This window comes from Agrobacterium larrymoorei, assembly GCF_037722385.1.
GTDB classification, from domain to species: domain Bacteria; phylum Pseudomonadota; class Alphaproteobacteria; order Rhizobiales; family Rhizobiaceae; genus Agrobacterium; species Agrobacterium larrymoorei_C.
Genome location: NZ_JBBKAQ010000019.1, coordinates 41,526 through 67,677, shown reverse-complemented (window position 1 = coordinate 67,677; position 26,152 = coordinate 41,526). Strand labels below are relative to the sequence as shown.

Below are 26,152 nucleotides of genomic sequence, written 5' to 3'. Positions count from 1 at the left end.
CGCACGGCGCTTTCCGACCGGCAAGCTGCTTTTGACAAGAGTGGCAGGCCAAGCAGAAAGGAGGCATCATCATGACAGACCTCATGAGCCAATCCATGGAAAGTCATCTGCATAATGCTCCGGGCGAACCTCTTTCCAGTTGTGCGCTGGACGATATCGACGTTAATGTTCCGCACATGAAAATACTTGTTATTGAAGATGATTTGGAAGCCGCCGCCTATATGACGAAGGCGTTTCGTGAAGCGGGTATTGTTGTCGATCACGCCAGCGATGGCGAAAGCGGTCTGTTTATGGGCTGCGAGAATGTTTACGATGTCATGGTCATCGACCGCATGCTGCCGCGTCGAGACGGCCTCTCCGTCATTTCCGAATTGCGCAAGAAGGGCATAGAGACGCCAGTTCTCATCCTCTCGGCGCTTGGTCAGGTCGATGACCGCGTGACGGGTCTTCGTGCCGGTGGCGATGATTATCTGCCAAAGCCCTATGCTTTCAACGAACTGCTTGCCCGCATCGAAGTGCTGGGCCGCCGCAAGGGGAAGCCCGAGCAGGACATGATTTATCGAGTGGGCGATCTCGAGCTAGACCGGCTGTCCCATGATGTGCGCCGCAACGGCAAGGAAATCCTGCTGCAGCCGCGCGAGTTTCGTCTGCTGGAATATCTGATGAAGAATGCCGGCCAAGTGGTGACCCGCACGATGCTCTTGGAAAATGTCTGGGATTATCACTTCGATCCCCAGACCAACGTTATCGACGTCCATGTGTCGCGCCTTCGCTCCAAGATCGAGAAGGATTTCGACAAGCCGTTGCTGAAAACCATCCGCGGTGCGGGCTACATGATGAAGGATGAAGGCTAAGCCATGCCTTCGCGCTTGCGCCTGCTTTTCAGCTCCACCGCTGTCCGTCTTTCGGCACTTTATATTCTTCTCTTTGCGCTCTGCGCGGCCTTCCTCGTCTTCTACGTCACGGCCCTTTCGGAGCGTCTGCTGAACCAGCAGACGCGCGATGCCGTGCTGCAGGAGGTCAACGATGTGCAGCGGGTTTATGAGCGTGGCGGCATCAATCCGTTATTACGGATGATGGAACGACGCGCCCGCCAGCCAGGGGCAAGCCTTTACGTCATGGCCGGACCCAATGGCGAAATCCTGGGCGGCAACGTCGCTTCGGTACAGCCCGGTGTGTTCGACAATGAAGGCTGGACGGATTTTCCGTTCACCTATGAACGCTACTCGGAAAGCGGCGACAGCGTAAAACACCTAGCGACCGCGAATATCTTTACTCTCGACAATGGTCTTCGCATTCTCGTCGGTCGCGATCTGGGTGAACCGACGAAGTTCAGGCTTCTGGTGCGCAAGGCGTTGATGGTGGCGCTCGCCATCATGGGCGGCGGCGCGCTGATCATCTGGTTTGCCATCGGGCAAAACGCGCTAAAGCGACTCGATCGGATGTCGGCTGCGACAAAGAAGATCATGGCAGGCGATCTGTCGCAGAGACTGCCGCAAGGCCGCTCCGGCGATGAATTTGATCGTCTTTCGGGTTCGCTCAACGCCATGCTCGGCCGCATCGAAAAGCTGAATGAAGGCCTGCGTCAGGTCTCCGACAACATCGCCCACGACCTGAAGACGCCGCTGACGCGCCTGCGCAACAAGGCTGCCGATGCGCTGGACGACAAGGACGACAACAAGCGCCGCGCGGCCCTTGAGGGCATCATTGCCGAATCCGACCAACTGATCCGCACCTTCAATGCGCTTTTGATGATTTCGCGCGTGGAGGCGGGCTCGATTGCCGCTGAAATGACCGATGTGGATATCTCAGCCGTTGCCGAGGACAGTGCAGAGCTTTACGAGCCCGTAGCGGAAGAGGAAGGGCTGACGCTCACCACCGCCATCGAACCGGGCCTCGTGGTGCAGGGAAACCGCGAGTTGATCGGTCAGGCGCTGACCAATCTTATCGACAACGCGATCAAATATGCGGGTGGGCATGATGGTGAGAAACGTCTCTCTGTTCATCTCACGCGAGACGACGAAGGGATCATCCTATCGGTTGCCGATACCGGCCCTGGCGTTCCGGCTGAAAAACGCGGTGAGGTGACCAAACGCTTCGTGCGATTGGATGAAAGCCGCTCCAAGCCTGGGACGGGCCTGGGCCTCTCGCTGGTTGAAGCGGTGATGGAACTTCATAGTGGCGAGCTTCGTCTTTCCGATACCGATCCGGACAATCCGGCTTCACCCGGCCTTACCGTCTCCATGGTGTTTCCAGCCTCCAAGCCTTAAGGTTATGTCTCTTTCTTTGACTGCTGTGAGATCTCACGCGGTCAAAGCGTAAGAAAACCCGTGCAACAGGGTGACATGCAGGAGGAGAGACCATGACAGATGCGGCAACCGCGGGAACGCGGCTTGATGAGGTGCAGCCAGGAACGATCCGCACGCTTACCCAAACCGAACTGAAATCGGTCTTCTCATCCTTGAAAGATATCGCCAAGCGTGAACCCGCTGTTTCCGACTTGATGTCCGGCGAGACTCCCCTCAAAAACTTTGTTGCCAGCGCATTCACCCTTTCACCCTATCTTCGTGATGCCGCTACCGCCGACGAGGGGCTGCTGACGCTCGCTATCTCTGAGCCGGTTGCGACATCGCTCAGCCGACTGGTCGAGCAGGCGCGCAATTGCTGGCGACCGCGTGAGGATGGAGCCGTTCCGACAGAGGCGGAGGTGATGACGACACTGCGCGTCGCCAAACGCCGCCTCTCGTTTATTGCAGCATTAGCCGATCTCGGACGTATCTTTACCGCCCGCGATACGACACGATGGTTGAGCGACATGGCGGACGCGGCGCTGTCTGCGGCAATCGATCATCTTCTTCTCGCCAACCATATTGGCGGCAAGCTGACGCTGAAGAACCCAAATACTCCGAGCGAAGGGTCCGGCCTGATCGTGCTTGGCATGGGTAAGCTCGGCGCGCGCGAACTGAACTACTCCTCCGATATCGACGCCGTGGTGTTTTTCGAGCCGATGGCGGGCATTGTGCCTGACCCGCTGGACGCGTTGGAAACCTTTGGTCGCATGATGCGACGTCTGATCCGCATCATGCAGGAGCGCACCGCCGACGGCTATGTGTTTCGCACCGATCTCAGACTAAGGCCAGATCCCGGCTCCACGCCGCTCGCCATTCCCGTGGATGCGGCGCTGCTCTATTACGAGGGCAGGGGGCAGAACTGGGAGCGGGCGGCCTATATCAAAGCGCGACCGGTGGCCGGAGACATCAAGGCCGGCGCTGGCTTCCTGCGCGAACTGACCCCCTTCATCTTCCGCAAATATCTCGATTATGCGGCAATCGCAGACATCCATTCCATCAAGCGGCAAATCCATGCGCATAAGGGCCATGGCGCGATCGCTGTGAAGGGGCACAACGTCAAGCTCGGACGGGGCGGCATTCGCGAGATCGAGTTTTTCGCGCAAACGCAGCAGTTGATCGCAGGCGGGCGAATGGCGCCATTGCGTGTGCGCTCGACCGAGGAAGCGCTGGCGGCGCTGACCGATGCAAAGTGGATCGACGCGGAAACACGCGACAGTCTGACAGAGGCTTATTGGTTTCTCCGCGAGGTGGAGCATCGTATCCAGATGGTGCGCGACGAGCAGACGCATATCCTGCCCGACACGGAAGCTGAGCTGAAACGCATCGCCTTCATGCTGGGCTTTGCAGATACCAAAGCATTTTCCGAAAAGCTGGAAAAAGTGCTGCGACTGGTGGAGCGCAAATACTCCGCTCTCTTCGAACAGGAAACGAAGCTCTCTGGCGAGAGCGGTAATCTGGTCTTCACCGGCCAGAAGGATGATCCGGACACGTTGAAGACCTTGGAGCGCCTGGGTTTTGAGCGCCCCGAAGATATGTCACGCGTCATCCGCACTTGGCACAATGGGCGTTACCGCGCGACGCAATCCGTTGAGGCGCGCGAGCGACTGACAGAGTTGACGCCGGACTTGCTGAAGGCCTTTGGCGAGAGCAAGCGCGCCGATGAAGCGCTGCTTCGCTTCGACAATTTCCTGTCCGGGCTGCCAGCTGGCATCCAGCTGTTCTCTCTTCTTGGTAACAACCCAGCGCTCCTGTCGCTGTTGGTGACGATCATGTCGTCCGCCCCGAGATTGGCCGAAATCATCGCGGCCCGTCCTCATGTCTTCGACGGCATGCTGGACCCGGCGCTGATGACCGAGATTCCGACACGCGACTATCTCTCTCAGCGCATGAGGGGCTTTCTCTCGCCCGCACGTCATTATGAGGACATCCTCGACCGCTTGCGCATTTTCGCCGCCGAGCAGCGCTTCCTGATCGGTGTCAGGCTTTTGACCGGGGCGATTACGGGAGAGGTAGCAGGCCGCGCTTTCACCCACCTTGCCGATCTCGTCATCGAAGCCGCCTTGAATGCCGTGATGGTAGAGATGGCGACGGCGCATGGAGCCTACGCCGGCGGACGCGTCGCCGTCATCGGCATGGGTAAGCTTGGTTCTTTTGAACTGACAGCCGGCTCGGATGTCGATCTCATCCTTCTTTACGATTACGACGACCAAGCAGCCGAATCCGATGGCGCCAAGCCACTCGATGCAGTCCGCTACTTCACCCGTATTACCCAGCGACTGATTGCTGCACTGTCCGCCCCGACCGCCGAAGGCGTGCTCTATGAGGTCGATATGCGCCTCAGACCCTCCGGCAACAAGGGGCCGGTGGCGACCCGTATCTCCACATTCGAGAAATATCAGCGCGAAGAGGCCTGGACTTGGGAGCATCTGGCGCTCTCCAGAGCCCGTCTCGTCTGCGGCGACGCGACCCTGATTGCCGATGCCGAGCGGATTATCACCTCGGTCCTGTCGCAGAAGCGGGACGTTGCAAAGATCGCTGCCGATGTTCGAGATATGCGCCAGTTGATCGACAAGGAAAAGCCAGCCGAAAGCCGCTGGGACTTCAAACTCATTCCCGGCGGATTGGTCGACCTGGAGTTTATCGCTCAGTATCTGGCATTGGTTGCACCAGCAAAGGATCTCCCATTGCATGAGCCGGGTGAAAGTACGTCTGATGCACTCAAGCGTATGGCACCAAAAGCACTTGAGCCGCAGGCGCAGGATGACTGCTTAGAGGCGATGCGGCTCTTCACCGAGTTGTCGCAGATCATAAGGCTGTGCATCGATACGGACTTCGATCCCAAACAGGCGCCCGCTGGTCTCATTGATCTTGTCTGCAGGGCAGGTGACTGCCCGGATATCGCAACACTGGAGGGCGAGGTCAAGCGACTGTCGAAAGCGGTTCGTAAGACGTTCTCGGCATTGGTCACCACAAAAGGTGAATCGTGAGAGCGTGGAAAGACCCGTCGACATAACAAAGGCTTGATATCCGTTTCACCTCCACAAGAACGGATCTTTGCTCGGCGCTGGAACGGATTTTCCCGGGCTGGATTGATCAAGGCGGCATCCCCACCTATGGCGAAAGCTAAAACGAGAGCGTCTTGATGTTTCACCTTATTTTCGGAATTCCATGGCTGGTGGTTGCTGTTCGCTTCATCCAGCCATTGCCTTGGATTTGGCCTTTGAAGCTTGCGCTCGCACTGCTGCTTCTCGCCGCTTCTCAGTATCACCTCTTCAGTCGACTCTCCTCCGGCTCTGTCTTCTCGCCGGAGTTTCCCAGGCCTCTGATTATCGGCTTCAACCTGCTTTTCGGCTTCATGCTCCTGCTCGCGGTTCTTCAGATCGTGCTGGATGTGGTGTCGCTGATCCTGATGCTGTTCAAGTGGCACTTCCCGCTCGTGCCTGCCGGTGTCCGTTACGGGATGGCCGCTGTTGCTCTTGCTCTCTCCGCCTTCGCCGTCAGTCAGGCGATCCGCGTGCCGCCGCTAAAGGACATCGAGATCGCTGTTCCGGGGCTTGATCCGGCGTTCGATGGCTATCAGATCGTGCAATTGACGGACCTGCATATCAGCCGTCTCTTTCCTGCCTTCTGGACGCGTGCAGTGGTCGAAAAGACGAATGCGCTCAATGCCGACCTGATCGTTATTACCGGCGATCTCATCGATGGCAAGGTGGAAGCCAGAACCAGTGACATTGCGCCATTGGCAAACTTGAAAGCCCGAGATGGCGTCTACACCATTCCCGGAAACCACGAATACTTCTTCGGTTACCAAGAGTGGATGGATTATTACCAGCGCCTCAATATGACGACGTTAGCCAACAGCAACGCAGTTATCGAGCGCGGCAATGCGAAACTCGTGATCGCTGGTGTCACGGATCTGTCTTCGACGAGAACGGCGTTTCCTGCACATGACACGGCAGCGGCGCTCAGAGGCGCCCCGTCCGGTGCACCCATCATCTTGCTGGACCACCAGCCTCGCCAAGCGGCAGACAATGCGGCATTGGGCGTTGCGGTTCAACTCTCCGGCCACACGCATGGCGGAATGGTCGTTGGTCTGGATCGGATCGTCGCTCGCCCGAATAACGGCTTCGTTTCTGGCTTCTACGATGTCGGCGGTATGAAGCTGTACGTCAACAACGGGACAGCACTCTGGCCAGGCTTTGCTCTTCGCCTTGGCATTCCGTCCGAACTGACCAGGATCACGCTACGGGTGCGTTAAGACCCGGCCACCGGCCAGGTCAGTTCAGCTTGTGCGAGCGCAGAAGGTCAAGCTTGTTTCTCGCCTGATAAGCGAGATACGGCAAATCCTTGGCCGCATGTACATGCGGGATGAGGATGGTAACGACTGTTCCCTTGCCCTCACAGGAGCGGATCTTCATCTTGCCGCCATGCAGTTTGACCAGCGAGCGGGAGATGGCGAGACCAAGCCCCGAGCCGCCCTTGCTCTTGGCGTATTGGCTCTGTACTTGCTCGAAGGGCTGGCCGATCTTGTTGATCGCGGCTGTCGGGATACCGATGCCAGTATCGGCAATCGTCAGCATCAGGCCGCTCTCGTGCACATGGGTTCGAAGCTCGACACGTCCGCCGTCATTGGTGAATTTGACCGCATTGGACAACAGATTGAGCATGATCTGCTTCATGGCGCGGCGGTCGCCGCTCATATACATATTCCGGCAGACGCGCTGCTGGATAGTGATGTTCTTTTGCGCGGCCTGGATAGCGGTCAAGCGCAAGCTCTCTTCGACGAGCGGCGCGAGATCGACCTTTTCGCGATTGATGCGCATATGGCCCGCTTCAATCTTCGACATGTCGAGAATGTCGTTGATGACGTTGAGCAGATGCTGGCCGCTGTCGTGGATGTCGCGGGCATACTCGCCGTATTTCGGCGACCCAACCGGGCCAAACATCTCGGCAACCAGGATTTCCGAAAAGCCGAGGATGGCGTTGAGCGGTGTGCGCAGCTCATGGCTCATATTGGCAAGGAATTCGGACTTTGCCTTGTTGGCGGCTTCCGCGCGTTCCTTCTCCGCCTGGTAGAGAGCGTTCGCGTCGGAAAGCTCGGTCTTCTGCCGCTCCAGCTTGTGGCGGGAGGCGGACAGATCGCCGATCGTCGCCATCAGGCGGCGCTCGGACTCACGCAAGCGATCCTGATGGCGCTTGAGAAGCGTGATGTCGGTGCCGACAGAAACGAGACCGCCATCGCGTGTCCGGCGTTCGGTGATCTGCAGCCAGCGCTCGTCGGCAAGTTGCACTTCCGTGGTGCGCGACAGACCGGACTGATCGGAGTCCGCCACGCGGCGCTCGACGATTGGGCGGGCTGCAGCACTATAGACGACGGAGCGTTCCGTGCCGGGCACGAGTGCACTATCGGGAAGACCATAGGCCTGCTGGAAGTGCGTGTTGCACATCACAAGACGATCGTTCTTGTCCCACAGGACAAAGGCTTCGGATGTGCACTCAATGGCGTCGGCAAGGCGCTGATCGGCCTCGGCATAACGCTGTGCCAAGCGGTGCTGCTCGGTCACGTCCATGGCGATGCCGATGACGCGCGGGCCGTTTGCCGTGTGGATCACCTGCGCACGGGCGCGTAGCCAGACATAATGGCCATGGGTGTGGCGCATGCGGAAGATCTGGTCGATCTGGCGCAGGTCGCCGCAACCGACAGAGCGTGCAAGTTCATAAAGGTTGCCGTCTTCGGAATGCATCATGCGCGCCGCATCGCTGAAGGAAAGCGGCTCGGTGCGCGGCGGAAGGCCGAGGATTTCGTAGAGCGAGGTGGACCAGAACATGCGGCGGGTGGAGAGATCGAAGTCCCACAGGCCGCAGCGACCGCGCGACAGCGCCGTCTCGACGCGAAGATTGGATTCGACGAACACCTCATCAGCGGTGCGCGCCCGCTTCACCTGCATGTAATAGGCATAGAGAATGACGAGCAGGATGGAGGAAATGCCGGCAAAAAGGGTGACATTCATAGCCACTTCGCTGCGCCAGAAGGCGCGCATGGGCTGCAGGGAACGGGCGGTGATGATCATGCCGCCATCGGAGCCAAGCGGCAGCATCGTGGCGTAATGCGGGGTGTTGTCGATATCGGTCTCGATCGTTCCGGGCGCGCCTGGAAAGCGCCGAACGATCGCGATCTCCGGCAGCAGGGCAGTGAGCGATGTTCCGACGTAGGACGCCGCGCGAAGGCCGACACCGCCGAAGATGCGACCATTCATGCCAGCCACCAGAACGACGGTATCGTCATCCATGCTGCCAGCGGGGAAGGATTGATTGAGACGCCGCTCGACGGCTGCTCGGTCCTGCGTGGCTGCAAGCGTCTCGACCCCGGAGAGCGCCGCACGCGCCGTCAGCGCCGAAAGCGCCGTAGTCTGCCGTGCGGCATTTTCCATACGGCCATATTCCGCGGTAATGCCGAACATGCGGGATGCCGCGATAACGACCAGGAATGCCAGAATAAGAATGGGGATCAGACGCTTGAGCAATGTTTCAAGCCTGCGGGCCTGCCACAGCTTTGCTGGCAGGCTTATAGCTGAAGAAACGCTCTCCGCCGCCCTGTAGGCCAACGCCGCCATTTCAGCAAATCTGGCATACGGTCGCTCATCGCCCGCAGTCGCCCGCCGCACGTTCGTCATTGTCCCGCCTTGATGTCCCTCGTGTAAATTCGAAGCGCCGCTGCTCGAATCTGCGTCTAATGAATCAAAGCCGATTCGCCTTGTCCAGAGCTGAAAGTTAAAAGATTTTTAACCCTTTGAACCGACTCGCGCTTTTTTTCGAAGGCCCGGTGCGGCGGTTTTGACTGCCCTAACGTCAGTTGTGGTCTAAGGCTTCAAGCACGATGGGCAGGGACTGGACCACACAATTTCCGACTGCAGGCAGGCCTGCAAGAACCGCACTGATGATCTCGTCTCGGGATGCACCATGGGCTTTGGCTTCCTCGACATGAAAGGCAAGACCGCTCTCCAGTCGGGCTGCGGCGAGGATGCCGATATAGACGAGGCTTTGGGTTTTGGCACTAAGTGCTGAAGCGTTGCCAAGTCCAGAGACCGCCTGAACCCAGGCCGCGTGGTGGTGAGGCGCTTGCCTAGCGAAGCTCTGGAATGCGGGGCTGATGGTCATGTCGCGTCTCCTCGTGCCGATTGATCAGGCAAGTCTACGAGGAAAGGGCGATGCCATTCTTGATCTGAAACAAAAAAGGCCGGCAGACCGGCCATTTCTGAAGAAATGGATGGCGTCTGTCAGCCCTTCAGCATCCGCTCGACAATATCACGCACATCGGTGGAGAGCCCGGCGCTACGCTCGATCGTTGTCAGCGCCGCACGCGCATGATCGGCGCGAACGGCCTCGAGCGACCGCCAGGAGCGCATGGAGGTCAGGATTCGCGCTGCCAGTTGCGGATTGCGTTTGTCGATAGCGATGATCTGCTCGGCCAGGAAGTCGTAGGCTGCGCCATCCGCGCGGTTGAAGCCCGTCGGATTGCCGAAGGCGAAGGTGCCGATCAGCGAGCGAACGCGGTTCGGGTTGGTGGCGGTGAAGTGCTTGGACGCCATCAGAGACTTGATGCGTGCCAATGCGCCGTCGCCCGGGATAGCAGCCTGAAGAGCAAACCACTTGTCCATCACCAGTGCGTTATCGGCAAAGCGTGCCTCAAAACTCGCCAACGCTTCGGATGCCTCGGCAGAATCCGGGAAACGCTGCGTCAGAACGCTCAGCGCATGCGCCATGTCGGTCATGTTGGAAGCATTGGCAAAGGTTTGCGCGGCTCGATCGGGCGTCTCTTCAGCGTAGGAGAGATAGCTCATAGCGAGGTTGCGCAGCGAACGGCGTCCGGAACTTGTCGCGTCCGGCAAATAGTCGCCCTTCTCTTCGAAGCCGGAGAAAAGGTTCTTGAAGGTTTCGATGCCGGCTTTGGCGACCGCACGCATGACAGCGTTGCGGGCTGTGTGGATGGCGTCAGGATCATTATCCTTGCCCATCTCGCGTGCGACATCAGCCTCGCTCGGCAAAGCCAGCGCCTGCGCGCGGAAGGCTGGCTCGAATGTGTCATTGCCGGCAATCTCGATCAGCGTCGAGATAAAGGCTGGATCGACGCTTACGTCGTTGCCCGAGCGCACGGCCTGCGTTGCTGCAGTCAGGTTCGGCAGCGCAAGGGCGGTCAGCGCCTGCCAGCGAGAGAAGAGATCGGTCTCGTGGCGGGCGATCTGAATGAGATCGTCTGACGATTGCTCCAGATGCAGATTGATCGGGGCCGAGAAGCTGCGGTTGATGGACAGAACCGGACGTGACGAAATGCCGGAGAAGGTGAAGCTCTGGCTGCGTTCCGTCAGATGCAGGACGCCGTCCTTGAACTCGCCGCCTTCAACTTTGCTCGGTGTGGCAAGCTGGCCGTTATCCAGAATGAGTGCGGTCGAGAGAGGAATGTGCAGCGGTTCCTTGCGGCTCTGGCCGGGCGTCGGTGCGACCGTCTGTTCGAGCGACAGGGTAAAGGTCGACTTTGCCGCGTCATAGGACGTGGAGGCGCTGACGAGTGGTGTGCCGGCCTGGATGTACCAGCGGAAAAACTGTTTCAGATCGCGGCCCGTCGCATCCTCGAAGCATTTGACGAAATCTTCGATCGTCGCAGCTTCACCGTCGTGGCGCTCGAAATAGAGGTCTGTTCCTTTGCGGAAGCCTTCGTCGCCCAGGATCGTTGCAATCATGCCGGTGATTTCGGCACCCTTTTCATAGACCGTGGTCGTATAGAAGTTGTTGATTTCGCGATATTTGTCAGGACGTGGCGGGTGCGCCAGCGGGCCGCCATCCTCGGGAAACTGCTCCGACTTCAAGTGGCGAACATCGGCGATACGCTTGACGGCGCGCGAGCGCATGTCGGCGGAGAATTCCTGGTCGCGATAAACGGTCAGGCCTTCCTTCAGGCAAAGCTGAAACCAGTCGCGGCAGGTGATGCGGTTGCCGGTCCAATTGTGGAAATATTCATGCGCAATAATGCGCTCGATATTGGCATAGTCGGCATCGGTCGCAGTCTCCGGATCGGCCAGGACATATTTGTCGTTGAAGACGTTGAGGCCCTTATTCTCCATCGCACCCATGTTGAAGTCGGACACGGCAACGATCATGAAGATGTCGAGATCGTATTCGCGGCCAAAGCGTTCCTCGTCCCACTTCATGGAGCGCTTCAGCGCATCCATGGCATAGGTCGCGCGCGGCTCTTTGCCATGCTCCACATAGATCTTCAGCGCGACTTCGCGACCGGACATGGTGGTGAAGCTGTCTTCCACCACGCCAAGATCGCCAGCAACGAGCGCGAAGAGATAGCTCGGCTTCGGGTGCGGATCGAACCAGGCGGCGAAATGGCGACCTTCGTCGTAATTGCCGCCACCGAGGAAATTACCATTCGACAGAAGGAAGGTGTTGCCTTCCTTCGCGGCGATAATGGTGATGGTGTAAGGAGCCAGCACATCTGGACGGTCCGGGAAGTAGGTGATGCGGCGGAAACCCTCGGCCTCGCACTGCGTGCAATAGACGCCATTGGTGCGATAGAGACCCATCAGCTGGGTGTTGCTTTCCGGGTTTATGTAATTGGTAACGCAGATCTCGAAAGGAGTCTCTTCCGGCAGATCGCGAATGGTCAGCTTTTCCGGCGTGACGTCATATTGTCCTGTCGGCAACTCGATCTGGTCGAGAAGCAGGCTCGAAAGTGTCAGTTCGTCACCATCCAAAACGAGCGGCGCGGCCTTATCGGCGCCTTCGCGACGGTGGAAGATCAGCCGCGCTTCCACCTTGGTATTTTTTGGATCCAGTTCGAATGTCAGGTCAACCCGTTCAAGCACGAAATCCGTTGGGCGATAATCCGCCAACTGAACAATCTGACCCGTATCTGTTCGCATAACTATTCCCGAATGAACTTTGCTTCTGCCGCTGCCTAACCATCATGCGAACATGAGGGGTGAAAGTAAACTTGCCGATGCGCTTCACCGTCATGGAGAGGCGGGGCCGGAAACACTGCGACACGGAAGCTTAAACCCGCATCTGGGCATTTCTCATCGGCGCATGATTTCATGAAATGTTGAACGATTACTGAAGCCGCCAACACGCAGGAAGAGAATATCTCGAAAATCGATCGCGCTTGGGCATCTATCGCAACCCTCAATCGCCGGGGCGCAGCGGTCTGCGCCGAATCGGTTTACCTGCGTCGGCCAGCATGATCTAATAAACATGAAAGTCGATCTGCTGTGCGGTGCGCTCGGGTCAAACTCCAACTCTGCGGGCGCTGCGTCTGCAAATCCCGATCGCATATTCCCATGAGTGCAGACACGTACAATCCCGTTCGGGGTATTGTCCTCAAACTCACCTCCGTCGCGTTCTTCCTCGTCATGCAGACCTGCATCAAGGCCGCCGGGCCGGATGTTCCTGCCGGTCAGATCACCTTCTTCCGCTCGGCCTTTGCCATCCTTCCCATCATCCTCTATCTGGCATGGCTCCGCAGTCTCACGCGCGCCTTTCACACGAACAACCTGTTCGGCCACTTCAAGCGCGGCTTTCTTGGCATTCTGTCGATGATGTGCGGCTTCTACGGCCTTACCTTGCTGCCGCTGCCGGAGTTCATCGCGATCGGTTACGCCTCACCGCTGATGTCCGTCGTCTTTGCCGCTTTGATGCTTGGCGAAACCGTGCGTATCTATCGCTGGTCGGCGGTCGTTGTCGGCATGATGGGCGTCGTCATCATCCTATGGCCCAAGATGACCTTGTTGCAGAATGGCGGTCTTGAGGCTGGCGAAAGCATCGGCGCACTGGCCGTCCTTTTCGGTGCAGTGCTCGGGGGACTGGCAATGGTGCAAGTACGCCAACTTGTCGTCACCGAGCGCACGCCGACCATCGTGCTGTACTTCTCACTCACCGGCACCCTGATTTCAGCTTTCAGCATGCCTTTCGGTTGGGAATGGCTGAATATCCAGCAGGCTAGCCTGTTGGTGTCTGCGGGAATCGCTGGCGGTATCGCCCAGATTCTGTTGACGGAAAGCTACCGTCATGCGGAAGTATCGACGATCGCGCCCTTCGAATATAGCTCGATCCTGCTCGGCATCGGTGTTTCCTACATTCTCTTCGGCGATGTGCCGACCCTCACCATGTTGATCGGAACCAGTATCGTCGTCTGCGCAGGCATCTTCATTATCTTCCGCGAGCATCAGTTGGGGCTTCAGCGAAAAGCAGCGCGCAAGGCCTCGACACCGTCCGGCTGACTTTGTACACCTATGAATAAACACCTGTGAATTTTAAGAAAAGTTCATAGTCACACGCAGAAATGTGATATGTGCCTTTCAGGTTGTGGGTTTTGGGTGATGCATCTTGGGTTGTGATTTAGAGCCAGAGAAAATTGATCGCCAGCGCGGAAACAATGTGAGGCATTCTCTTCTTCTTTTAGAGAGATGTTCCGCGCGCTCATCGGGCGCGGAGACGCGCTGATGAGCTTTTCCTATGAAGAATTTATTGCTCACCCGGGTCTGCTCGGTGCCATTCAAAACCTGGCACGCGTGTTGCGTGGACGCTTTGATGAAAATCCCCGCCTGGCGCGGCTGCTGTCTGCGCACCAGAAATGGCTGTTGACTCAGATGGCGATGGGTCTCAGTGCCGAACAGCGTGCGCAGGGATTTACGGTGGCGCAACTGCGCGAAGTGGTAACATCGACCGGGGTTGCCAGCCGAAATACAGTGCAGAACTATCTCGATCAGCTTGAGATCTATCGCTACCTTGAGAAGGTCAATCGCTCTGCAGCGACAAGGCCCAAGCGGTACCGCGCCACGCAGATCAGCGAGCAGGGGATCTTTAATTGGTATCTGGCAAACCTGTCCGCCATCGACGGCATGGACGATGGAAACCGTGCCGCCACGCTGATGGCCTATCCGCAGATCGTTGTCCATGCGCAACCCGCTGCAGCGCGTGCCTGCCTTGCCGACGCGCACTGGGTCGAACCGCCGGAACGTGTCGGACAATTCCAGTGGGTTGAGGCGGGCGGTCTCGTTATGGACGATATCGTCACCCGCGTGCGCGATACGCAGAGCGAGCGGATCGATATCGGCTATGTCGATGTCCGCTCGATGGCCTCTACCTTCATGATGTCACGCACGCATCTACAGCGGCTCCTGAACAAGGCGGCAGAGCAGGGCAGCGTTGGCTGGGTGGATGATACACCACGCAGCGCCATGTGGCTGTCACGCGACTATCTTCGCGAGTATTGCGGCTGGCAAGCCAGGAAGTTCAAGCACGTGGAAGACGCATTCTTCGAAGCGAAAGCACTGCTTCCTGGCGAGTTGAACGTAGCTCGGTAGACGGGCAGGCCCGCAAGAACCTGGTTTGTAACAGGGGACGGTGACCTAACGCCTATCTCAACCGCAGAACAGATCGGGCGATCGCAAGGAAACGTTGGTCTGAAATGCAAAAGCGCCCTCCAAATGAAAGGCGCCTCATCAGCATGGTGATACATGCAGCATGTGCGGCTAAGGCCGCACCAGTATCGTCTCAACGCTCACGATAGTCCGCGAAAACCGCCGAAGGACGGGTCGTGCGCACCTGCTGCGTCGAAGCGCGAGCAGTCAACTGTTCGTTCGTTACACCAAAACGGTGGTAGCCCTGACTGGAACGTGGGCCGAGGCCCGCCAGTCGAAGCGTTTCAAAGCCGGAATGGACCGGACGGTAGCGAGTGGTCATTGCCTTGGTTCCTTAAACCTTGTCCTCCCAAGACAAGGTTCTTATTGCAGTGCGGTATGGATTCGGCAATCCGACCTGATGCGTCGCTGTTATGCGCCATTTGCATGGCTTTTTTCATAATCCGTTTACAATGATGAAAAAGGAAGCATTCATAAATCGCACAAGCGCGCCTGAAATGCCAATAAATCGTTCCACGCCAATGACTTACTTGCCGGAGCATTCAAAAGCTCCTGTGGATGCAGCGTTGCAATTGCAGGCGCTGTTCCCGCGCCAACTGCGACATCACGCCACTGTCCGCGCAGCGTATGAATGGTGCCAGAACCGCCAAAGAAAAAACGGGCCGTGAAGTTGCCGAGAAGCAACAGTGCTTTCGGCTCGGCTAAAGCGATCTGACGCTCGATGAAGGGACGGCAGATTTCCATTTCCGGACCAGACGGCGAGCGGTTGCCGGGTGGACGCCAGGGCACGACATTGGTGAGCATCAGCTTGGTGCGGTCAAGCCCGATCGCCGCAAGCATGCGGTCGAGAAGAAGTCCGGTCTTGCCGGTAAAGGGCAGCCCCTCGCGATCGTCATCGGCATCCGGCATGGGGCCGATGATCATGATTCCTGAGGAGGGATCGCCTTCAGCAAACACAGTGTTGCGGGCGCTGTTTTTCAGATTGCAGCCGTTGAAGCTTTCCAGCGCCGTTTTCAACTCTGCGAGAGACCGCGCGCTTTCCGCGGCAAAGCGGGCTGAAGCAATGGCCTGATCGTCCGGCACGGCAACGTTAACTGGTGCGGCGGGCGCAGGCGCGGACGCACGAGCAGCCTGTCGGGGAGAGGGGGCAGCTTGCTGCGGTGCGCCTCGTATCTCAGGCTGTTGTGGCTCACTACTTCTCTGCGGAGCTCGCGCCTGATGCCCTGCCGCAAATTCCGCAAATCGATCCAGCGGCTCGTCCTCGATCAGCCAATCGACGCCAGCATCTGCATGAAAATGCAGAAGTGCAGCGAGTTCTGCCGGGGAGAGGTCCTGTGCCGAGATCATGGCCGCAAACTAGAGCCTTTCCGAGTTAAATGGAAGCAGTTCTACTGGGTGATCTTCCCGGCTGCCCCATGGTTGCTCATGCCTCCCGTGGATCGCTTTCGTCAGACGAAAGCACGATGCCGCCAAGGTGTCTTACGCTGTCCAGCGCGCAATGTCGCCGCTCTCGCCGATCATCGCCAGACCGTGGGCGATCGAAAGAAGTTCGCCGCCGCTCTCGATTTTGTCGGCATCGAATCGGCGGGTAAAGAGCTGACGCACCGCAGGCACGAAGGAGGTGCCACCCGTCAAGAACACCTTGTCGATGGCTTGCGGCGCCGTGTTCGTCTTGGTCAGAACCTCATCCAGTGCCTCTTCGATCTTTGCGAGATCGTCGGCAATCCATTGGTCGAAGTCCGACCGCTTCACCACCTTCTTGCCCGCGCTACCGAGCGGCGAGAAGTTGAATTCCGCCTCTTCCTGAGAAGAAAGTGCCATCTTGGTAGCGGAGATCGCCTGGTAGAGGGGGTAGCCCTCGTCATGCTCGACCAGTTCGACGAAGAGCTCAAGCTTTTCCGGTTCAAGTGCTGAGCGCAGCAGGGACTTCAGATCGGAGAACTCTCTGGAGGTCTTGAAGATCGACAACTGGTTCCAGCGGCCGAAATTGACATAGTAGCCCGACGGCACATCCAAGACCTTGTCGAAGCTTTTGAACTTGCTGCCCTTGCCGATCTCCGGTGAGACGAGATTGTCGATCATGCGGAAGTCGAAGTGGTCGCCGGCAACGCCCACGCCTGAGTGGCCAATCGGGGTAGCAGAAAGCTTGCCGCCATGCGTTTCGAAGCGGATCAGCGAGTAGTCGGTGGTGCCGCCGCCGAAATCCGCCACCAGCACATTGGCATCCTTTTTAAGGCTCTGCGCGAAGTAATAGGCAGCTGCCACCGGCTCATAGACATAGTGGATCTCGGGAAAGCCGGCGCGCGTCAGTGCTTCGTTGTAACGGGCAAGCGCTAGTGCTTCGTCGGGATTGGAGCCCGCGAAACGCACAGGGCGACCGGCAATCACGGTGGATACATCGTCCTTCCATTCATCGCCTGCATAGGTTTTCAGCTTGCGCAGAAAGACCTCCATCAAGTCTTCGAAGCTCTGGCGTTTGGCATAGATCAGCGTGCCCTGGAACAACGAAGAGGCGGCAAAAGTCTTGATCGATTGGAGAAAGCGGCATTCGCCAGCGTTCTCGATGAACTGTTGGATCGCCGCCTGTCCCGCCTCTACATGAAGCGCTGCTGCTCCGAGTCCTTTGTCCTTCATGAAAGACAGCGCGGTGCGCATGCTGTCAGTCGTTCCGGCACTGGAGGTAAAGCGCATGGAGTGGCTGCTGCTGCCGGTGTCCGAAAGCGCCATAACTGTGTTGGTCGTGCCAAAATCGAGCCCGAGTGTCCGTGCCATGGAGAGGATCCTTGTCAGTCAACGAGAGAGCATTCCCGGACTGCAGGCATCCGGGCAATAAAAGGCGCGCAGCCGCGCCCGCCTGTTTTGAAGAGGGCGCGTGATGGCACAGCGAATTGTGAATGGCAAGCGCGACGGCCGAATTTTCAGATGGGTGGCGGCATGCCGCTAACCTTGTCCTTCAACCATCCAGCGAATATTGCCATGGCATTGGTGACAGGCCGAGACTTTAGCCGCGTCAGCCAATAACAACCCTTCGAAACGTAGACCGGAAATGGTTGGACCAGATCGCCTGAAGAGAGGTGACGCTGGAACATAAGTGATGGAGCGAGTGCGACGCCGGCGCCTTGAAGTGCGGCTTCGACCATGGGGACGGAGGAGTCGAAGACGATCCCCTTGATCCTTGGAGCGGCAACGCCAGCCTCGGAAAACCAGTCCGGCCATTCATCGGCGCGGTACGAGCGTAGGAGCGTCTGCTGAGCCACGTCGTGAGGGCCTTTGAGGTGAACGGCAATCGCGGGAATACAGAGCGCCGAGAGCGGTGCTGAGAACAACTCTTCCGCCTCCGTGTCATGCCATGCGCCGTTGCCGAAGCGGATCGCGAAGTCGAGCCCTTCTGCGGCAATATCGACGCGGTTGTTGTTGGTGGAGAGACGCAGATCGATAAAGGGGTAGAGTTCCTGAAATTCGCTAAGGCGGGGCAGCAGCCAGCCGACGGCAAATGTTCCGACCGCACCCACGCTCAGCACCTCCTGCAGATGTCCGTCCTCGAAGCGCTGAAGAATATCGGCCATACGGTCGAAAGAATCGCGCAGTGTCGGCAGGAGCGCCAGCCCCTCGTCGGTGATCATCAATCCGCGTGGCAAGCGCTTGAAGAGCGTCGCGCCCAGACGATCTTCCAGCAATTTCACCTGATGACTGATGGCCGTCTGGGTCACGCAGAGTTCGATCGCCGCACGGGTAAAACTCAAGTGCCGGGCGGCGGCTTCAAAGGCGCGAAGCGCATTCAACGGCAGGTGAGGGCGAACCATTGGGAGCGTATCCAGAAAACAGCAAGGCTAAATTTAATTCATGGCTGAAGCCAGATATCATCATTTGTCCAGCCGGCGCAAACCATCCTAAGTCTTCCGTATCGACACTTGAGCATTATCGCATATAGGAGATTTTTAATGCCCTTTCCAAAGATGATGACGAAGAAACGGATGGCGACTTTCGTCGTCACACTGGCGCTCAGCGGTCTTTACACGCTGGAAGCCAAGGCGGCGGAAAAGCTGCATTGCACTGTCATTCTCGACGCCGAAAGCGGCGCGGTTCTTACGCGTGATGGGTTTTGCGATAAAGCTTTTGCCCCACAATCCAGCTTCAAGTTCCCGCTCGCTGTCATGGGCTATGATGCGGGAATCCTGAAGGACGCGATCACCCCGCGCTGGGACTACAAGGCGCAATGGAAGCGACCCAAGCGCGAACAGAAATCTGTCGATCCGACAATTTGGGAGCGGGATTCGATTGTCTGGTACTCGCAGGAAATTACCCTTCGCTTGGGCAAGGCCAAGTTTGCTAATTATGTGCAGCGTTTCGGTTACGGCAATGCCGATGTCAGTGGTGTTCCAGGGCAAACGGAAGGCCTCACGGAGGCATGGCTGATGTCCTCCCTGAAAATCTCGGGCGATCAGCAGGTCGATTTCCTACGTCGCTTCATCACTGGAAAGTTGCCGGTCTCGAAGGAGGCAATTACAAAGACGCAAGCCATCATCCCGCAGTTTTCCGCGGCAGACGGATGGCAGGTCCACGGCAAGACGGGATCTGGCCGTATGCGGACGAAGGCCAACACCTATGATGGCGATTGGTGGCTCGGATGGTTTGTCGGTTGGGCGCAAAAGGGCGAACGCAAGGTCGTGTTTGCGAGCCTGCATATCGAGGATTGGAAGAGCGAAGAGCCGATCAGTTTCGCAACACGCGATGCCCTGATTGCCGATCTACCGAAGTTCATCAAATGACGGTTAGCGAAGCGCCCGGCGCGCGACGACGATGAGAACGATGCCACTGATTGCCGTGAGCGCGCCGCGCAGCATCCAAGGGCTTTGATTGATCATGAAACTGGAGGCAGGGTAGGGGAAATAGCCGCTACCTTGTCCCATCCAAACCAGGCCCATCAGCACGATCAGAGCGCCGAGAATGCTTAAAATTGTGCGAAGTGCCTTCATGATGTTCTCCCAAAAGCAGAGCCTTTCCGAATGCTATCCGGAAAGGCTTCCACTTCAAAGCGTTACGATAGCCGATCGGGAGATCAGATCGACTTTGCCGCTCCTCCATCCACGTGCAGCATGGTGCCCGTGATATAGCTGGCCGGTTGCGAGCACAGGAACGCGCCTGCTGCGGCGAATTCTTCCACCGTGCCTAGTCGGCCGGCAGGTATGCTCTTGACTGAGGCTTCGCGGACTTCTTCCATGCTTTTGCCAAGCCGCTTGGCGTTGGCGCCATCCAGTTCATCGATCCGATCGGTATGAATGCGGCCGGGCAGCAGCATGTTCGCGGTGATGCCGAAGCCCGCGAGTTCGCTGGAAAGCGTCTTGTTAAAACCGACGAGTGCCCCGCGCAGCGTGTTGGAGAGCGCGAGATTGGGAATCGGCTCGAACACGCCGGAAGAGGCAACCGTCAAGATACGACCCCAGCCTTGCTCTTTCATCTGCGGCACAAGTGCATTTGTCAGAGTGATGACACGCAGCACCATGGATTGAAAGAACGTGTCGAGCTTGTCCGACGTCATCTCCTGCGCGAGCCCAGGCGTTGGGCCACCTGTGTTGTTGACGAGAATGTCGATGCCGCTGAGCTTGGTCTTGACCGCTTCGATCATGGACGGCACGAAGTTTTCATCGCCAAGATCGCCCCAGACCCAATCCGCTTTGCCCTTGCCCAGCGCATTGATCGTCTTGGCATTGGCATCCAGTTTTTCACCGCTGCGGCCAACCAGAAGCACGTTGACACCTTCTTTCGCCAGGGCGGTTGCGATGCCAAGTCCGAGACCACGAGAGGAAGCCAGAACCAGTGCGCGCTTGCCGGAAATACCCAAATCCATAACGGTGTCCTTTCATGCTCATAGCGATTGGTCATTCTTGTAGCGCCTGCGTCCAGCCCTGGAAAGTGTCCTTCGGTCGAGGCTTCAAGCGCAGTTGCTTGCACCCCCTCTTGCGCCTCGATAAGACAACCCGTGAATTTCATCTTTGTACGGGACGGGCTTGAACGTGTGGAACGAGCGTCAGAAAGTCGAAAACCGCAAGAGTGACGACGCTCGCAGCGAAAGCGACATCGATTACGGGCGCATCATCCACTCGACCTCTTTCCGGCGTTTACAGAGCAAGACGCAAATTCTCAACCTCGGGGATAGCGACTTTTACCGCACGCGCCTGACGCATTCCCTCGAGGTGGCGCAGATCGCAGCAGGTCTCGTCAAGCACCTGCGCAAGGCCTTTCCTCATCATCCGGTGACGGCGGAACTGCCGGAGCATAGTCTCATACAGGCGATCGGTAGTGCCCACGATCTTGGCCACCCGCCTTTCGGTCATGGGGGCGAGGTCGCGCTGAATTATTGCATGCGCGTGGCCGCAAATCCGGCTGAAGCAGGGCGCAACGGCAATGGCGTCATCATCGACATTACCAAAGCGGGCTTTGAAGGAAACGGCCAGACTTTGCGCATTCTGAGCCGACTTGAGACATTTTCTAAAGCCCATGGTGCCAATCTCACGCGGCGCACCCTCCTGGGTATTCTGAAGTACCCTGTTGTCTATTCGAAAGCTGCCAATCCCGCGCGCGTGCCAAAACTGCGTGATGGTCCCTCGACGCTGCGCATCATCGACACGCATGCCTCCAAGCCGCCGAAATGCTACATGGATTGCGAGGCGGATGTGGTCGATTGGGTGCTCGATCCTCTGCCGCAGGCTGACCGCGATCTTTTCCAGACGGTGACGCAGGGCGAGGGAAAACACGCCAAGTCGCTGTACAAATCACTCGATTGCACCATCATGGATGTGGCGGATGATATTTCCTACGGGGTCCATGATCTTGAGGACGCGATTGCGATGCAACTCATCAGCCGAGATGCCTTTAAGCAGGAGGTATCGGCGGATGACTGCGAGAGCTTCATCGCGATGCTTAATAAGAACCATAAGGACAAGCGCGGCAATGATGTCTATCGCGAAATCGTCGATGGACTCTTCGGCGATAGTGGCGAACGCAAAATGTTCATCAGCATGCTGGTGGGCTATTTCATCACCGATGCGCGCTATGCCGACGACGATCGGTTCGAAACGCCGCTCTTGCGTCACGGCGTGAAGCTTGGCGATGACAGGGTGCGATTGTTGAGGGCCTTTCAGGATGTGGTGCGCAAACACGTCATCAAAAGCCCGCGGGTTCAGCACATGGAATTCAAGGGGCAGGGGATGGTCGTCGCTGTGTTCGAAGCGCTGCAATCCGATCCTGAACGGCTGCTGCCCGAAGATGTTTTCCCGCTCTATGAAAAATCCGGCGGCGACCTGCGCATCATCTGCGATTTCGTCGCCAGCATGACGGATGGCTATCTCGTCAGAACCTACGAACGTCTCTTTTCACCTGGCGCAGGGTCCGTCTTCGACAGGCTTTAGAAGCGCAAGATCACTCATTGCACATCCCGGAAATTTTAGGAGTTATCTTTTCATGACCGAACAATCGCTGCTCAAACTCTCGATTGCCGTCACCGTGATCCTGGCATTGTGCGGGATTGGTGCCGGTCTTTACGCCGACTCTTTTGCCGTGGTGTTCGATGGTATCTACTCCCTGACCGATGCCTTCATGACAATGCTGGCGCTGATGGTGGCGCGGTTGATCGCAGCCTCCGCACTTCCCAACCCAAGTGGTAAGCTTGCGGAACGCTTCACCATGGGTTTCTGGCATCTGGAGCCGATGGTCCTGGGTTTGAACGGCACGCTTTTGATGGGAGCTGCGATCTATGCACTGATCAACGCCGTTGACAGCCTGATGGATGGCGGGCGCATGATCGCCTTCGACTATGCGATCGTCGTCACCTTTCTGACCTTCGCCGTCTCGCTCGGCATGGCCTGGTTTATCCGGCGGCAGAATCGCACGTTGAAATCTGCTTTCGTCGCGCTCGACGCCAAAAGCTGGCTGATGAGTGCCATGTTGAGTGCAGCACTGTTCGTCGCCTTTGTTGCGGGTTATGCCCTGCTACAGTCTCCCTATGCTTGGCTCGCCTCCTATACCGACCCGGCAGTCCTGGCGCTCGTCTGCCTCGTCATCATCCCGATGCCCTTTGCCAATGTGAAGCAGGCGCTTGCCGACATCCTTCTCGTCACGCCGGCCGAATTCAAACAGCACGTCGATAAGGTAGCGCGGGACGTGGTGGCAAAATTCGGCTTCTCCTCTCACTATTCCTACGTCGCGCGCGTCGGACGCGGTCGCCAGATCGAACTCTTCTTCATCGTCCCAAAAAACGCACCTGCCCGCCGCCTGGAGGAATGGGACGGCATTCGCGATGAAATAGGCGTGGCACTGGGTGGAGAAGGGCACGATCGCTGGCTCACTATCGTGTTCACGACCGATGAAGAATGGGCTATCTAAAGCGCGTCGCGATCTTCAGATTAGCGCAGGCACTTTGATCGTATTTCTATCGCATGTCGTTATCGCAAGCCCGCCACATGCAGTTGTGCGACATGGTTTAACGACCATCCTCCTTGGCCGCTCACTTGACGATGCAAATCATCACTCCTATTCTTCATATTACGTGCACGTAAAGGTCATCGAAGTCATCAGGTTGTCAGACAATTTGATGGCGGCGACCGCGCTTCCTTGCTATTTGTCTCGACAAAGTTCTTGTCCTTTGCCAAGAAAGATGACGCGAACTGCTTGTTGCGGCGACGTTTTTTCACCGGTGCGAAGGTGCTGGATGATGTAGGGCAGGAATAACGAAAAGCCGGATGGGACCGGCGAACAGACGAGGATCTTATGACGGAAGAAATGGAATTGCCGGAACGTGAATCGATGGAATTCGACGTCGTGATCGTCGGCGCCGGACCTGCTGGGCTTTCTGCCGCAATCCGGTTGAAGCAGGTCAATCCGGACCTCTCCGTCGTGGTGCTGGAAAAGGGCTCCGAAGTTGGCGCGCACATCTTGTCCGGTGCTGTGGTCGACCCGATCGGCATCGACCGTCTGCTGCCCGGATGGCGCGAGGAAGAAGGGCATCCCTTCAAGACCAAAGTTACGGACGACCAGTTCCTGTTCCTCGGTCCTGCCGGATCGATCCGCCTGCCGAACTTCCTGATGCCTCCGCTGATGAACAATCACGGCAACTACATCGTCTCGCTCGGCCTCGTCTGTCGCTGGCTGGCGGAAAAGGCGGAAGCCCTCGGCGTCGAGATCTATCCAGGCTTTGCCGCAACGGAAATTCTGTATGACGAAAACGGTGCGGTCATCGGCGTCGCCACTGGCGACATGGGCATCGAACGCAATGGCGAGCCAGGTCCGAATTTCACTCGCGGCATGGCGCTGATGGGCAAATACGTGCTGATCAGCGAGGGCGTGCGCGGCTCGCTTGCCAAGCAACTCATCAAGAAATTCGACCTATCGAAGAACAGCGACGTCCAGAAGTTCGGCATCGGCATCAAGGAACTCTGGCAGGTCAAGCCAGAGAACCATAAGCAGGGCCTCGTGCAGCACTCCTTCGGCTGGCCACTCGGCATGAAGACTGGCGGTGGCTCGTTCCTCTATCATCTGGAAGACAACATGGTCGCTGTCGGCTTCGTTGTTCACCTGAACTACAAGAACCCTTATCTCTACCCGTTCGAAGAGTTCCAGCGCTTCAAGACGCACCCAGCGATTGCCGGCACATTCGAGGGCGGCAAGCGCGTGTCTTATGGCGCGCGCGCTATCACTGAGGGCGGCTATCAATCGGTGCCGAAGCTTACCTTCCCAGGCGGCGCGCTGATCGGATGTTCGGCGGGTCTCGTCAACGTTCCACGCATCAAGGGCAGCCACAACGCCGTGCTCTCCGGCATGCTGGCGGCGGATAAGATTGCAGCGGCTCTCGACGCTGGTCGCGCCAATGATGAAGTAATCGAGATCGAGAACGAATGGCGTGACACTGATATCGGCAAGGATCTGAAGCGGGTGCGCAACGTCAAACCGCTCTGGTCCAAGTTCGGCACGGCTATTGGCGTCGGCCTTGGCGGTCTCGACATGTGGACCAACCAGCTTTTCGGCTTCTCCATCTTCGGCACGCTGAAGCACGGCAAGACCGATGCGGAAAGCCTGGAGCCTGCGGCTAACCACAAGCCGATCGCCTATCCCAAGCCGGACGGCGTGCTGACCTTCGACCGCCTGTCTTCGGTCTATCTCTCTTCCACCAATCACGAGGAGGATCAGCCGGTCCATCTTCAGGTTAAGGACATGGAGCTTCAGAAGCGCTCGGAACATGACGTCTACGCCGGTCCATCGCAGCGCTACTGTCCCGCCGGGGTTTACGAGTGGGTAGAGAAGGAAGGCGAACCGACCTTCGTCATCAACGCGCAGAACTGCGTCCACTGCAAAACCTGCGACATCAAAGACCCGAACCAGAACATCAACTGGGTACCGCCACAAGGCGGCGGAGGGCCGGTATACGCCAATATGTAATATTGGCGCGGCCCGCCCGGACCGCCGACAACGAGGATGATCGGCGAAGGGCCGGTATACGCCAATATGTAAATATTGGCGCGGCCCGCCCGGACCGCCGACAACGAGGATGGTCGGCGAAGGGCCGGTATACGCCAATGTGTAATATTGGCACGGCCCGTCTGGACCGCCCAGCTACTGTCTCATTTTACGAGTGAGACGGCGCGCCTGATTAGGGGATGATGCAACATGGCGAGGATCCGTCCCGGACGGCAGGATGACTTTCCACGTTTGGCGGAAATTGAACTGGATGCGTTTGTTGTCTGGGCAGAAGCTTGCGGTGTGACGCATGAGCCGTCCTCCGCACCGGTACTCCTTCTTGAACAGAGCGTAGAGGAGGGGTTGCTTCTCGTGGCCGAAGAAGCGGGACGTGTTGTCGGCTTTACGCTCGGGCTGAAAGAGGAAGACACCCTCTACATCGTCGAGATCGACGTGGAGGCCGCGGCGCAGGGCAGGGGCATCGGCAGCTCGCTGATCTTGGCTATACTGGAGCGGGGACGTGAAAGAGGCTTTTCCGATGCTGCTCTCACGACCGATCGACACGTACCATTCAATGCCCCATTTTACTCTAAGCTCGGCTTTCGCATTCTCGAAGCGGCGGAAACACCGGACTTTCTGCGCAAAAGGCTAAAGGCTCAAATCGATTCCGGCCTTGATCCGGAGCGTCGTGTGGCGATGTTGAAGACCCTATGATGTGCAGGAAGATATCGCGGCTGAACAACCTGCAACCTGAAAGCTTAGGGGATAAGCGATGGTGATCAGAGATGCGTTTACAGCCAGGGTCGGGATTATCTAGACGTAACGGAGTCCCTATATGTTAAGAGTATCCCTCGTAGACTGAGAGGGTCAATGTGCCCCAGAAAGGGGTTGGGAGTGAGCCAATGAGGAAACTTGCTGAAATGGTTTCGG

Annotated in this window: 20 protein-coding genes; 11 read left to right on the top strand and 9 right to left on the bottom strand. The window is 57.7% G+C overall.

Annotated elements, in window-relative coordinates; genetic code table 11:
* The first annotated feature begins 71 nt into the window (after positions 1–71).
* From WKI41_RS18300 to WKI41_RS18285, 4 genes are all read left to right on the top strand, one after another.
* Positions 72–854, top strand: coding sequence for a response regulator transcription factor (locus WKI41_RS18300; protein WP_425341065.1), 783 nt, complete (start codon positions 72–74; stop codon positions 852–854).
* A 3-nt stretch (positions 855–857) separates the two neighbouring features.
* Complete coding sequence (locus WKI41_RS18295; protein ID WP_340194902.1) at positions 858–2,270, top strand: sensor histidine kinase; 1,413 nt, start codon at positions 858–860, stop codon at positions 2,268–2,270.
* A 92-nt stretch (positions 2,271–2,362) separates the two neighbouring features.
* Positions 2,363–5,338 carry a bifunctional [glutamine synthetase] adenylyltransferase/[glutamine synthetase]-adenylyl-L-tyrosine phosphorylase gene (locus WKI41_RS18290; RefSeq protein WP_340194901.1) on the top strand — a complete coding sequence of 992 codons (2,976 nt, stop codon included), beginning with the start codon at positions 2,363–2,365 and terminating at the stop codon, positions 5,336–5,338.
* Between the two features lie 155 nt (positions 5,339–5,493).
* Positions 5,494–6,609 (top strand): metallophosphoesterase, encoded by a 1,116-nt coding sequence (locus WKI41_RS18285; RefSeq protein ID WP_340194900.1) that lies wholly within the window; start codon positions 5,494–5,496, stop codon positions 6,607–6,609.
* Between the two features lie 19 nt (positions 6,610–6,628).
* On the opposite strand, the gene WKI41_RS18280 is transcribed toward WKI41_RS18285, so the two are convergent.
* The 3 genes from WKI41_RS18280 to pepN all read right to left on the bottom strand — a co-directional run bounded on the left by WKI41_RS18280 (position 6,629) and on the right by pepN (position 12,277).
* Positions 6,629–9,025 carry a PAS domain-containing sensor histidine kinase gene (locus WKI41_RS18280; protein WP_340194899.1) on the bottom strand — a complete coding sequence of 799 codons (2,397 nt, stop codon included), beginning with the start codon at positions 9,023–9,025 and terminating at the stop codon, positions 6,629–6,631.
* 175 nt (positions 9,026–9,200) lie between these two features.
* Positions 9,201–9,509: a carboxymuconolactone decarboxylase family protein gene (locus WKI41_RS18275; protein ID WP_340194898.1), complete on the bottom strand. Its 309-nt coding sequence runs from the start codon at positions 9,507–9,509 to the stop codon at positions 9,201–9,203.
* A gap of 119 nt (positions 9,510–9,628) precedes the next feature.
* Positions 9,629–12,277, bottom strand: a complete 2,649-nt coding sequence (pepN, locus tag WKI41_RS18270; RefSeq protein WP_340194897.1) for an aminopeptidase N — start codon at positions 12,275–12,277, stop codon at positions 9,629–9,631.
* Positions 12,278–12,691: 414 nt separating this feature from the next.
* On the opposite strand from pepN, the gene WKI41_RS18265 reads away from it, so the two are divergent.
* The gene (locus tag WKI41_RS18265; protein WP_340194896.1) at positions 12,692–13,630 is read left to right on the top strand and encodes a DMT family transporter; all 939 of its coding nucleotides are present in this window, start codon (positions 12,692–12,694) and stop codon (positions 13,628–13,630) included.
* Between the two features lie 222 nt (positions 13,631–13,852).
* The gene (locus tag WKI41_RS18260) at positions 13,853–14,716 is read left to right on the top strand and encodes a hypothetical protein (protein WP_340194895.1); all 864 of its coding nucleotides are present in this window, start codon (positions 13,853–13,855) and stop codon (positions 14,714–14,716) included.
* 190 nt (positions 14,717–14,906) lie between these two features.
* Here WKI41_RS18260 and WKI41_RS18255 read toward each other — a convergent pair whose 3' ends face one another.
* The 4 genes from WKI41_RS18255 to WKI41_RS18240 all read right to left on the bottom strand — a co-directional run bounded on the left by WKI41_RS18255 (position 14,907) and on the right by WKI41_RS18240 (position 18,576).
* Positions 14,907–15,095 (bottom strand): hypothetical protein, encoded by a 189-nt coding sequence (locus WKI41_RS18255; RefSeq protein ID WP_340194894.1) that lies wholly within the window; start codon positions 15,093–15,095, stop codon positions 14,907–14,909.
* A gap of 149 nt (positions 15,096–15,244) precedes the next feature.
* Positions 15,245–16,120, bottom strand: coding sequence for a uracil-DNA glycosylase (locus WKI41_RS18250; RefSeq protein WP_340194893.1), 876 nt, complete (start codon positions 16,118–16,120; stop codon positions 15,245–15,247).
* A 132-nt stretch (positions 16,121–16,252) separates the two neighbouring features.
* Positions 16,253–17,545 (bottom strand): Hsp70 family protein, encoded by a 1,293-nt coding sequence (locus WKI41_RS18245; RefSeq protein WP_340194892.1) that lies wholly within the window; start codon positions 17,543–17,545, stop codon positions 16,253–16,255.
* Between the two features lie 146 nt (positions 17,546–17,691).
* Positions 17,692–18,576, bottom strand: a complete 885-nt coding sequence (locus tag WKI41_RS18240) for a LysR family transcriptional regulator (RefSeq protein ID WP_340194891.1) — start codon at positions 18,574–18,576, stop codon at positions 17,692–17,694.
* A 171-nt stretch (positions 18,577–18,747) separates the two neighbouring features.
* Here WKI41_RS18240 and blaOXA point away from each other — a divergent pair, with 171 nt between their 5' ends.
* Positions 18,748–19,542, top strand: coding sequence for a class D beta-lactamase (blaOXA, locus tag WKI41_RS18235; RefSeq protein ID WP_425341071.1), 795 nt, complete (start codon positions 18,748–18,750; stop codon positions 19,540–19,542).
* Between the two features lie 3 nt (positions 19,543–19,545).
* On the opposite strand, the gene WKI41_RS18230 is transcribed toward blaOXA, so the two are convergent.
* A complete protein-coding gene (locus tag WKI41_RS18230) occupies positions 19,546–19,749 on the bottom strand; it encodes a hypothetical protein (protein WP_340194890.1) in 204 nt (67 codons plus the stop codon).
* Positions 19,750–19,832: 83 nt separating this feature from the next.
* Complete coding sequence (locus tag WKI41_RS18225; RefSeq protein WP_340194889.1) at positions 19,833–20,621, bottom strand: SDR family oxidoreductase; 789 nt, start codon at positions 20,619–20,621, stop codon at positions 19,833–19,835.
* Positions 20,622–20,787: 166 nt separating this feature from the next.
* Here WKI41_RS18225 and WKI41_RS18220 point away from each other — a divergent pair, with 166 nt between their 5' ends.
* The 4 genes from WKI41_RS18220 (at position 20,788) to WKI41_RS18205 (ending at position 25,936) form a co-directional block, all read left to right on the top strand.
* On the top strand, positions 20,788–22,182 hold the full coding sequence (locus WKI41_RS18220) for an anti-phage deoxyguanosine triphosphatase (RefSeq protein WP_340195019.1): 1,395 nt from the start codon (positions 20,788–20,790) through the stop codon (positions 22,180–22,182).
* Between the two features lie 52 nt (positions 22,183–22,234).
* On the top strand, positions 22,235–23,155 hold the full coding sequence (locus WKI41_RS18215) for a cation diffusion facilitator family transporter (protein WP_340194888.1): 921 nt from the start codon (positions 22,235–22,237) through the stop codon (positions 23,153–23,155).
* A 384-nt stretch (positions 23,156–23,539) separates the two neighbouring features.
* Positions 23,540–25,204, top strand: a complete 1,665-nt coding sequence (locus tag WKI41_RS18210; RefSeq protein WP_340194887.1) for an electron transfer flavoprotein-ubiquinone oxidoreductase — start codon at positions 23,540–23,542, stop codon at positions 25,202–25,204.
* Between the two features lie 228 nt (positions 25,205–25,432).
* On the top strand, positions 25,433–25,936 hold the full coding sequence (locus WKI41_RS18205; RefSeq protein WP_340194886.1) for a GNAT family N-acetyltransferase: 504 nt from the start codon (positions 25,433–25,435) through the stop codon (positions 25,934–25,936).
* Positions 25,937–26,152 lie beyond the last annotated feature (216 nt).